7 protein-coding genes are annotated in these 10,670 nt (G+C 71.8%); 1 reads left to right on the top strand and 6 read right to left on the bottom strand.

Going from position 1 to position 10,670, the window contains the following annotated elements:
• Positions 1–451: 451 nt before the first annotated feature.
• The 5 genes from ABD332_RS14300 to sthA all read right to left on the bottom strand — a co-directional run bounded on the left by ABD332_RS14300 (position 452) and on the right by sthA (position 9,313).
• On the bottom strand, positions 452–1,702 hold the full coding sequence (locus ABD332_RS14300; RefSeq protein ID WP_344502334.1) for an aminotransferase class I/II-fold pyridoxal phosphate-dependent enzyme: 1,251 nt from the start codon (positions 1,700–1,702) through the stop codon (positions 452–454).
• A gap of 23 nt (positions 1,703–1,725) precedes the next feature.
• The gene (locus ABD332_RS14295; RefSeq protein WP_344502333.1) at positions 1,726–4,788 is read right to left on the bottom strand and encodes a putative bifunctional diguanylate cyclase/phosphodiesterase; all 3,063 of its coding nucleotides are present in this window, start codon (positions 4,786–4,788) and stop codon (positions 1,726–1,728) included.
• Between the two features lie 1,189 nt (positions 4,789–5,977).
• Positions 5,978–6,136, bottom strand: a complete 159-nt coding sequence (locus tag ABD332_RS14290) for a hypothetical protein (RefSeq protein WP_344502331.1) — start codon at positions 6,134–6,136, stop codon at positions 5,978–5,980.
• A 168-nt stretch (positions 6,137–6,304) separates the two neighbouring features.
• On the bottom strand, positions 6,305–7,804 hold the full coding sequence (locus ABD332_RS14285; protein WP_344502330.1) for a penicillin-binding protein: 1,500 nt from the start codon (positions 7,802–7,804) through the stop codon (positions 6,305–6,307).
• Positions 7,805–7,909: 105 nt separating this feature from the next.
• Positions 7,910–9,313 carry a Si-specific NAD(P)(+) transhydrogenase gene (gene sthA, locus ABD332_RS14280; RefSeq protein ID WP_344502329.1) on the bottom strand — a complete coding sequence of 468 codons (1,404 nt, stop codon included), beginning with the start codon at positions 9,311–9,313 and terminating at the stop codon, positions 7,910–7,912.
• Between the two features lie 62 nt (positions 9,314–9,375).
• Here sthA and ABD332_RS14275 point away from each other — a divergent pair, with 62 nt between their 5' ends.
• Entirely contained in the window at positions 9,376–9,891 is a 516-nt protein-coding gene (locus ABD332_RS14275; RefSeq protein WP_344502328.1) for a type II toxin-antitoxin system PemK/MazF family toxin, read from the top strand.
• Between the two features lie 57 nt (positions 9,892–9,948).
• Here ABD332_RS14275 and ABD332_RS14270 read toward each other — a convergent pair whose 3' ends face one another.
• On the bottom strand, positions 9,949–10,611 hold the full coding sequence (locus ABD332_RS14270) for a hypothetical protein (RefSeq protein WP_344502327.1): 663 nt from the start codon (positions 10,609–10,611) through the stop codon (positions 9,949–9,951).
• Positions 10,612–10,670: the final 59 nt, after the last annotated feature.

The following is a 10,670-nucleotide window of genomic DNA, read 5'->3' as shown; positions in this document are numbered from 1 at the left end:
GTGCAGTGGCGAGGGTGTCCAGATCGACGTGCACGTGGCCTCCATGGTCTCGTTGCTCAGCAACGTCGATCATGGAGACCCTCGTCTACTTTCACCGCCCCGGTATCCCTTGGAATAGACCGTCTAGCGCCGCTTGCTTCCAATGCCGGACATTCCGGGTTTGCGACGGAAGGTGCTCAGCGCTGAGCCGCCACACCCGCCCACCCCATGATCCGGTAAAGGTTGTGCAGCCAGGGGTGCACAAGGTCTTCCGGATCATGAGAAACCACCGCGCCCTGGCGACACTCGCTCCCAATGCCGGACATTCCGGATTTGCGACGGAAGGCGCTCAGCGCTGAGCCGCCACACCCGCCCACCCCATGATCCGGTAAAGGTTGTGCAGCCAGGGGTGCACAAGATCTACCGGATCATGGAGAACCCCGCCGCGGCAGCGGTGGGGGGAGTTACAGCGTCAGCTGGCGCTGGTTTCGCGGGCGGACTGGAAGACGTCGGCGGCGGCCAGGTCGGTGATGGCGGCGTTCAGCTCGTCGATCTGGGCGTCGGTGTTGGCGGCCGTCACCTGCACGCGGAAGCCCACCTGGTCGCGGGGCACGCCGGGGTACGGGGCGAGGGTCACGAACAGCCCACGGTCCCACAGCTGCTCCGACACCTCGACCAGGTCGCGGTCCAGGGCGATCGGCAGCTCGATGATGGGCGTGTCGTCGACGTTGGGAGTGAAGATGCCCAGGCCGCGGACGTGCTGCAGGACCCGGGTGGACATGCGGTACAGGTCGGCGCGGAGCTTGTCGCCACGGTCGGCGTTGACGTCGAAGCCTGCCAGGACGGTGGCGAGCGACGCGGTCGGGGACGGGCCGGAGTACAGGTACGGGGCGGCCGACGCCTTCAGGCGGTTCTTCAGGACCGTCGGCACCGCGAGGAACGCCAGCAGCGACGAGTACGCCTTGGAGAAGCCGCCGACGAGCACCAGGTCGTCGTAGGACTCGCCGAAGTAGCGCACGATGCTGTTGCCGCCGGAGCCGTAGGGCGACGTCTCGTCGGCGGTGCGGGAGCCGATGATGCCGAAGCCGTGTGCATCGTCGACGTACAGCACGGCTCCGTGGGCGCGGCACAGCGACAGGTACTCGGCGATGCGCGGGATGTTGCCGGTCATGCTGTTGACGCCGTCCATGCAGACCAGGACCGGCCCGGGCAGGTCGGAGGCGAGCAGCGAGGCGAGCTCGTCGATCGTCTTGAACCGTTTCAAGGTGGCGCCGAGACCACGGGCGTGGACGCAGCCGTCCCAGATGGTCTTGTGGGCGCGGGCGTCGACGAGCACCGTGCCCTGCTGGACCAGGACCGGGATGACCGACAGGTGGATCTGGGTGATGGTGGGCAGGACCAGGGTGTCCGGGGCGCCGAGCAGGTCCGCGAGGCGCTCCTCGATCTGCGGGTACAGCGCCGGGTTCCCCAGCATCCGGGACCAGCTCGGGTGCGTGCCCCAGCGGCGCAGCTGCGCCTCCACGGCGTCGATGATCTGCGGCTCGAGGTCGAAGCCCAGGTAGTTGCACGACGCCCAGTCGGTGAGCCAGTGGTCCCCGACGCGGATGCGCCGGCCGTCGATCTCGTCGATGACGGCGTCGTAGAAGCGACTGCTGGCGCGCAGGTGGGCGATACCGCTGAACCGGGGGTCGTCATCGACAGCGGCGGCGAGGTGTTCGAGCACAAATCCTCCGAGGGCCGTGGTGCTTAGGCCGCCGTCTGACTTCCCCGTTGAAGCCCCGACGCTTCCTCCAACAACCATTGACTCGCGTCACCGTAGCTCAATGGCCGCGAGAACAAGTACCCCTGCCCGAGATGGCAACCCATCGTCATGAGGAGATCACGTTCAGCCGACGTCTCGATTCCTTCAGCTACAATCTGCAACTGCAGAATCGCTGCGAGCTGCACAATCATGTCGACGACGGCGTGCTGCTCGGCCGACGACGCGATGGTGTCGATGAAGCTCTTGTCGAGCTTCAGCACGTCCACCGGGAGGCGGCGCAGGTAGGACAGCGACGAGAAGCCGGTGCCGAAGTCGTCGATGGCGATCCGCACGCCGGCCTCGCGCAGCGCGGCGAGCTCGGCGGTGACGTCACCGTCGTCGTGCAGCAGGAGGCTCTCGGTCATCTCCAGCAGCAGGCTCGCCGGCGGCAGGCCCATCCGGTCGATCTCGTCGAGCACCCAGCGGGCGAAGCCCTGCTCGCGGCCGCGGAACTGGCGGGCGGAGACGTTGACCGACACGTACACCTCCTCGCCGGGGTGCAGCAGGCGCCACTGCGCGGCGGCCTCGACGGCGTTGCGCAGCACCCACGCGCCGAGGGGCACGATGAGGCCGCTCTCCTCCGCGACGGAGATGAACTCGGCCGGCGACACCATGCCGCGGGTCGGGTGGTTCCAGCGGACGAGGGCCTCGAAGCCGTGTGTACGGCCGTCGCTGATCGCCACGATCGGCTGGAAGTGCAGCAGGAACGCGCCGTCGGCGATCGCCCGGTCCAGGTCGGCGCGCAGCTTGTGCCGCTCGACGACGGCGCTGTGCAGCGACGACTCGTAGCGCCGCCAGCGGTCCTTGCCGGCGTCCTTCGCGACGTAGACGGCGAGGTCGGCGTGGCGCAGCAGGTCCTGCGCGTCGGCGGCCTCGGCGGTCGTGGAGACGCCGATGCTGGCGGACGCGGTGACCTCGCCGTGCGGCAGTTCGAACGGCGCGGCGAAGCTGGCGAGGACCTTCTCCGCGACGCGTTCGACGTCGGCGGCGCTGCCGGCCCGGCGGACCAGGGCCGCGAACTCGTCGCCGCCGAGCCGGGCGACGGTGCCGGCCGCGCCGTAGGAGCCGTCGACGGCCCGCAGCGCCTCGGTGAGTCGGTTGCCGACCGCGACGAGCAGCGCGTCGCCGGCACCGTGGCCGAGGGTGTCGTTGACCACCTTGAAGTCGTCGATCTCCATGATGAGCACGCCGACGGTCGCGCCGCTCTCCGCGCCGGAGCTGACCGCCTCCTGCACGCGTGCGAGGAACACCTCCCGGTTCGGCAGGCCGGTCAGGGCGTCGAAGGTGGCACGCTGGTACAGCTCCGCCTGCAGCCGGCTGCGTTCGGTGACGTCGCGGAGGGTGACGACGACGCCGCCGACGGTCGGCTCGCCGCGCAGGTCCCGGAATGTCGCCTCGACCAGCGCGGGCCGCCCGTCGGCGCCGACGACGCGCAGGTCGTCGCCGGGCCGGTCGACGCCCCGGGTGCGCAGCTCGTGCAGCCGCCGGTCGACCTCGACGACGCTCTCCTTGGCGAACGCCATCGGCAGCGGCGTGCCGTCGAGCTCGTCGCTGCCGAACAGGGCGTGGGCGGACGGGCTCGCGTACCGGATCTGGTCGTGGTCGCCGACGATGAGGATGACGTCGGCGGTGTTGAGCACCAGGGTGCGGAAGTACGCCTCGCTGTTGCGCCGGCCGATCTCCTCGCCGAGCGCGATCCGCTCCAGGGCGAGGGCGGCCTGGGTGGCGAGGATCTGCGCGGCCTCCTGCACGCCGACGAGTGTGACCTCGTCGGCGGCGACGTACAGCGCCCGCCCGGACTCGCGGCCCTCCACCGGCGCCAGGGGGCAGCACAGCGTGACCTCGAAGTCGCCGAGCTCCTCGGCGAGCGCCGGGGCCAGCTTCCGCGTGTACGGCATCGACACGGCACCGTCGGCCGCGCCGGTCGTGTCGCCCATTGGCGCGAGCACGACCCGGTGCGGCCGGCCGAGCGGCAGCAGCTCGGCGATCGCGGTCCGCACCGTCGCGGTGACGCCCGGCTCGTCGGTCGCCATGAGCAGCGCCGCACCGGCCCGGCGCAGCCGCCGCTCCCGCTGCGCGGCCCGCCGCTGGACGTTGATCGCGCGGCCGAGGCGCAGCAGGACCATCCCGGACAGCAGCGCCGACGAGCCGGCGATGACCGTGGCGTCTCGGACCTCGCCGCCGCGCATCTCGAAGTACAGGACGCACGGCGCGATGAACAGCGACAGGCCGAGCATGAGCAGGCGGCCGAAGTGCTCCTCGCCGGCGCGGTGGACCTTGGGCTCGGTGAGGTCCCGCATCGACGGGTGCAGCGCCGCGAAGCCCCACAGGACGTAGAACGTGGCCCAGCCGAGGTCCACCGGGCCGCCGGTCTCCCAGACGCCGTTGAGCTGTTTCAGCCCGTACCCGACGTCGGCGCTGAGCAGGCCGATGCCACCGGCGGCCAGCAGCAGCAGCGCGGAGCCGCGCCGCACGGCGGTGATCAGCCGCGCACCGACGGCGAGCACGAGGATGTCGGCGAGGGGGTAGGCGATGGAGATGCTCTTCTCCAGCACCGACAGCGCGGGATCCTCGACGTATGGCCGGATCAGGAAGATGTACGACAGCAGCCCGAGCCCGGCGGTGACGGTGACGGCGTCGTAGAGCCCGTTCGGGTCGCGGCTGGCCACACCCATGCGGATCAGCCCCACCATGGCGGCGGCGATCAGCAGGTAGACGGCGAGGTAGAAGCCGTCGGCGACGGACGGGAACCCGCGCTTGTCCAGCACGAGCGTGAGGACGTCGGCGATGAGGTCGCCGGTGATGAACGACGCGACGGCGCCCGCGAGCAGGAACCACGGGGCGCGGCGGCGGGGCTTGTGCAGGTGGACGCCGGTCAGGATGGCCGCGACGCTGGTGAGGCCGATCGCCGACCACAGGATCAGGTGCAGCGCGGGCAGCGCGAAGTTGGCCGCCACGAGGGCAGCCATGATCCCGCAGTAGCCGGCCAGCACCCTTTGCGGCGACACGCATCCCTCCCGACCGTCACGGTGGCGGCCCCGACGCTACCCAGTGACACCCGTAAACACCCCATCGGCGTGGGGCAGGTCCTATTTAGGCTTTTTGGCGAGGGGAGCCATCGGCCTGCCCTCACCGTAGATTGTTCGCTGCCTAATGAGGAATACCTTGCAAGGACATGCCACCACGTCCTGACCAGCCGCTTCGCGCCATTCGAGCGCTTTGCGAAGTTCGCCGCACACGCACCCGTACAGGCTGCGATCACCCCCTCTACGGTGCGCATCCGTTCGCGAATTCATTCACTTCATTCGGCAAAAGGTAACTTTCACGCCATATTCCCCGCCGACCAGCCACCCCACCGCCACCGCCGCTTCCTGGCGCTTCCCGGCTCTTCCTGGCACCTCGCGCCGACGACCGGCACGACGGCGACCAGCGCGGGCGGGCGGGCGGCGCGGGCGGCACAACGGCAAGCAGCGCACTCAGGGCGGGACGCTCGGCACTCCCCGGCCACCCACGCCCCGAGCAGCTCCGCCGCCGGCAGCTCCGTCGCCAGGGACGCCAGCGACGTGGCCGTGGCCCGCGCCCGCCGCCGATCACGCTCCGGCGAGGCAGCGGCATCCATGGGACGGCAGGCGCGTTGCGACGGCCCGCCGCGCACCGATAGCCGGCGACGCTCGCCCGGCCGACCAGGGCATAACCGCCGACCGGGAACGACAGACAGCAGCGCCAGCCGCGGGCACCCGCGCGACCGGCCCAGCCCGCTTCGGCGCACGCTCGGCGGCACCGCGTCCGCCAGCAGCGCCCACGGCACGACCCGCCCGGCGGGCCAGGTCGTGCCCGCGCCTCGTCAACCGAACCGCGTGTGGCGCGTCCCTCAGGCGCTCAGGGGCTTCAATAGGCCTCGGCGACCGGGCCGGTGACGTCCTGGCCGGCGCCCTCGACGTAGACGCAGCACGCGACGCCACCGCGCACCGGCAGACGGCGATGCTCGCACCGCAGACCAGGGCGTAGCCGCCGACCGGGAAGGGCAGCACGGCAGCGCTGACCGCAGGCACCCGCGCGACCGGCCCGGCCGCGTCGACGCACGTACAGCGGACACAACGGCACCGCATCCGTCGGCAGAGCCCGCGGCCCGACCCTCCCGGCTGACCGGCGGGGCGGGCCGTGCCCTCGCCAACCGAACCGCGTGCGGCGCGTCCCTCAGGCGCTCAGGGTCTTCAGGAAGGCCTCGGCGACCGGGCCCGTGACGTCCTGGCCGGCGCCCTCGACGTAGACGCAGCACGCGACGCCACCGCGCACCGGCAGACAGCGACGCTCGCCCCCGCCGACCAGGGCGAAGCCGCCGACCGGGAACGACACACACAGCGACGCCGGCCGTGGGCACCCGCGAGAACAGTCCAGCCACGTCGACGCCGTACAGCGGACACAACGGCACCCCCGTCCGCGAACAGCGCCTGGTAGCCCGACCCGCCCGCTGAACCGGGTCGTGCCTGAGCCGCGTCGACCGAACGGCGTGCGGCGAGGTTCTCAGGCGCTCAGGGTCTTCAGGAAGGCCTCGGCGATCGGGCCGGTGACGTCCTGGCCGGCGCCTTCGACGTAGACGCAGTACGCGACGCCGCCGCGGACGCCGACGGACATGGTCGGGACGGTCAGCGTGCCGGTGACCGGTGGGCCGTCGGCGGCGGGTGGGCCGGGTGACGGCTCGGTGAGCAGGACCGGCTGGCGCCACTGGCCCCGGGAGGCCGCCGCGGCGGCGCCCGCGTAGACGAGGGGCGAGCCGACGACGCCGGCCGCGGTGGCCTTGCCGGTGTACATGTCGGCGCCGAGCTTCCACAAAGCGCCGAAACCGGCCGCGGCGCCGTCGACGCCGAGCGGTGGGCTGGGCAGCTCGGCCTGGAAGGCGAGGTTGTAGCCGGCGGCGTCTGGGCCGTTGGCGACGGCGAGCACCGCGCCGTCGGCGACCCGGACCGCGACCAGCGCGGAACGCTTCGTGGTCGCCGCGAGGGCGGCCTCCGCCGCCTGCTGCGTCTTCACCTCTATCGTCGTGCGCACCCGGGCTCCGTCGACGGCGGACGCGGTGTAGAGGACCTTGTCGGCCGCCTTCGCCCCTTGCGGGTCGGCCGCCACGATCTCGACCCGGGGCGTGCCGCGCAGCGCCGTGTCGTAGCGGCGCTGCAGGCCCGTGAGCCCGGTGATGTCGCCGGCCTTCAGCACGCCGCCGCCGGCGTCGATCAGCTCCTTCGTCGCCGGGCCGGAGGTGCCCAGCAGCGCCCGCCCGAACGTGCGGGTCAGCGGCAGGGACAGGGTGCCCGCCCGCGTGGCGATCCCGTCGGTGGCGGCGAGGTCCCGCTCGATCTCGGCGTAGTCGGTCTGGCGCAGCGTGACGAGGTCGACGAACGCGTCGGGCTTCGCGGCCGCGAGCCGCCCCGGCAGCGCCGAGGTGTCGACGTCGACCCGCACGGACCGGAACACCAGGTCGAGCCGCTGGACGAGGGCGTTGACGTCGCGGACCAGCCGCGGCTCGACCCCGACATACACGACGGGGATCTCCGACACGATCGGCGTGCCGTCGGCGGCGAGGACGACCCCGCGGTTCGCCGGGGTGGAGCGCAGCGTCAGCCGCCGGCCGTCGGGCAGGTCGGGGTGCACGACGGCCGGGCCGAGATAGACCGCCCACCGGCCGTCGATCCTGCGGGCGTCGACGGTCGTCTCATACGCCCAGTGCCGGCCGTCGGGCAGCGTCCAGTCGACGCCGAGCCTGGTGCTGGCGTCGTCCTTGCGCACGGTCGCCGCGCCGCTCCTCGTCAGCGCGGGCCGGCGGGCCGCGAGGTCGCCCTCGGTGCCTGCCAGCAGCTGCTTGGCGGCGTCGGCGGCCAGGGGCTGCCCGGCCGGCGTGCGCAGCTCGACGCCCGTGAGGTCGGCCCGCTGCCACCCGGCGACGAACGCGGCGAACGGATCCTCGGCCGGCTTGTCACCCGTACAACCGGCCGAGGCAGCCAGGAGCACCGCCACCAGCACCAGTCTCACGTGTCGCAGCATGCGCGCCTTCCCCCGTGTCGTCGCTCCGCCTCCCTGTAACTTCATCGGCCGTGCCCGAGGTTGGAGTTCTGCGGTGTGGTACCCGTCACACCATCACGCCGTCAGGCGCGACACCGAGCGCATCTTGTTCATCGCGTCGAGGGCGGCCACCTTGTACGACTCGGCGAGCGTCGGGTAGTTGAAGACGGCGTCGACGAGGTAGTCGACGGTGCCGCCGCAGCCCATGACGGTCTGGCCGATGTGGACGAGCTCGGTGGCCCCGGTGCCGAAGACGTGCACGCCGAGGATGCTGCGGTCCTCCGGCGAGACGATGAGCTTCAGCATGCCGTACGAGTCGCCGATGATCTGCCCGCGGGCGAGCTCACGGTAGCGGGAGATGCCGACCTCGAACGGGATGTTGTTGTCGGTGAGGTCGTCCTCGGTACGCCCGACGAAACTGATCTCGGGAATCGTGTAGATGCCGATCGGCTGGAGCAGCTGCATGCCGCGCACCGGCTCGTCGCACGCGTGGTGGGCGGCGAGGCGGCCCTGCTCCATCGAGGTCGAGGCGAGGGCCGGGAAGCCGATGATGTCGCCGACGGCGTAGATGTGCGGCACCTCGGTGCGGAAGTGCTCGTCGACGGTGATCCGGCCGCGCTTGTCGGCCTCCAGGCCCGCCTTCTCCAAGCCGATCTGGTCGGCGGCGCCCTGCCGGCCCGCGGAGTACATGACGGCGTCGGCGGCGATCCGCTTGCCGCTGGCGAGGACCGCGACGGCGGTGCGGCCGTGCCGCTCGACCGCGGCGACGGACTCGCGGAAGCGGAACGACACCGACAGGTCCCGCAGGTGGTACTTGAGCGCCTCGATGATCTCCAGGTCGCAGAAGTCGAGCATGCGGTCGCGCCGCTCGACCACGGTGACCTTGGTGCCGAGGGCGGCGAACATGGACGCGTACTCGATGCCGATGACCCCGGCGCCGACCACGACCATCGACGCGGGGATCTTGTCGATGTTGAGGATGCCGTCGGAGTCGATGATCGTCGTGTCGTCGAACTCGACGCTGTCGGGGCGGGCCGGCCGGGTGCCCGCGGCGAGAATGATCTTCTCGGCGGACACCAGCGACGAGTGCCCCTGTTCGTCGGTGATCGACAGCGTGTGCGGGTCGACGAAGACGCCGGTGCCCTGCAGCAGCTTCACCCGGTTGCGGGCCAGCTGGCTGCGGATGACCTCGATCTCCCGGCCGATCACGTGCTGCGTGCGCGCGCCCAGGTCGCCGACGGTGATGTCGTCCTTGACGCGGTAGCTCTGCCCGTACATCTCCCGCTGGCTCAGGCCGGTCAGGTAGAGCACCGCCTCGCGCAGGGTCTTGCTCGGGATGGTGCCCGTGTTGATGCAGACACCACCGATCATGTGGCGCCGCTCGACGACGGCGACCCGCCGGTCGAGCTTCGCGGCCGCGATGGCCGCCTTCTGCCCGCCGGGGCCGGAACCGAGCACGAGGACATCGAAGTCGTACATGAACGACAGTGTCCAGTGCGCTGGCAAGCGCCGTCCAGACGATCGGGACTATGGTCGTCCGCGTGAAACGACTTCTTCGCAACCTGGCTACCCGGCTCGGCGGCCGGCCGTCCGCCCCCGCGCCCACGCAGCCGGTGCCCACGCCACCCCGCTCGGCGCCGGCCGGCAGGGCGACGCTGCACAAGCCGGGACCGCCGCCGAAGCACGTCAGCGACAAGCTGCTGCAGTACGCCCCGCAGCTCGACGGCGCCGCCGATCCCGGCGAGGTCGTGTGGACGTGGGTGGAGTACGAGGACGACCCCAACCAGGGCAAGGACCGGCCGGTCCTCGTCGTCGGGCGCAAGGGCACGGAGCTCGTCGGGCTGATGCTGTCCAGCCAGAGCGAGCGCGACGGCCAGCGCAACTGGTTCGCCCTCGGGCCCGGCTCGTGGGACCGCGACCAGCGACCCAGCTGGGTCCGCCTCGACCGGGTCCTGACCGTCGAGGAGCACGGCATCCGTCGTGAGGGCGCCATCCTCGACCGGGAGCGCTTCGACCGGGTCGCCGAGCGGCTGCGCTCCTCCTACGGCTGGGACTGAGTACGGCTGGGACCGAGTACGGCTGGGACCGAGTACGGCTGGGACCGACGCCGGCCGTCAGGTCTGGGGCTGGGGCTGGAACACCGGCAGCATCTTGGCCAGCTCGTCGCGCATGAGGGCGGCGGCCTCGTCGAAGCTGTCCACCACGGTGGCGGTCTCGTCGGTGCCGTCGCTGCCGACGAAGCGCCACGTGCCGTCGGTCGCCGACGCGAGGGTCGCCCGGGCCGGGGCGTTGCCGCGGGCGACGTCCTGCACGGTCGAGGTGTTGAACGTGGCGACGGCGGGCCGGTGCCGGTGCAGGAACCGGTCCGCGATCCCCAGCAGCGGCTCGCGGACGTCGACGTCGGCGCCGATCGGGGTGAGGTCGTAGCAGCGGTACGCGCGGGCGGCGACCAGGAACCGGGTCATCTCCGCCTCGAACAGCAGCGCCCCGTCGGCGTGGTCCTCCGCGGTCAGACCGACCTGCACGAACGCGCGCGGCCGGTGCAGCCCGGCGGCGACCGCGGCGACCGCCGGCGCCATCTCCAGCTTCTGCCCGTCGACGGGCGCGGCCAGGTGGCGCAGCAGCAGCGACCCGAGCCCGGCGCTGAGGACCGCGTCGGCCCGGTCGGCGTCGGTCAGGCCCAGCAGCCGGGGCGCCTCGCCCGGCTGGCCACCGCTGGCCAGCAGGAACGACAGTTCGGCGGCGGTCATGCTCAGCTGTTCCGTGGTCCCGTCCATGGCGTCCACTCCCGTCGCGATCGTCCGTCGTCGTGGTGCTCAACGCCGGTCACGCGATC

This window comes from Dactylosporangium maewongense, assembly GCF_039531485.1.
Classification (GTDB): domain Bacteria; phylum Actinomycetota; class Actinomycetes; order Mycobacteriales; family Micromonosporaceae; genus Dactylosporangium; species Dactylosporangium maewongense.
The sequence above is the reverse complement of the archived record's forward strand: the minus strand, read 5'-3'. Positions and strand labels throughout refer to the sequence as shown.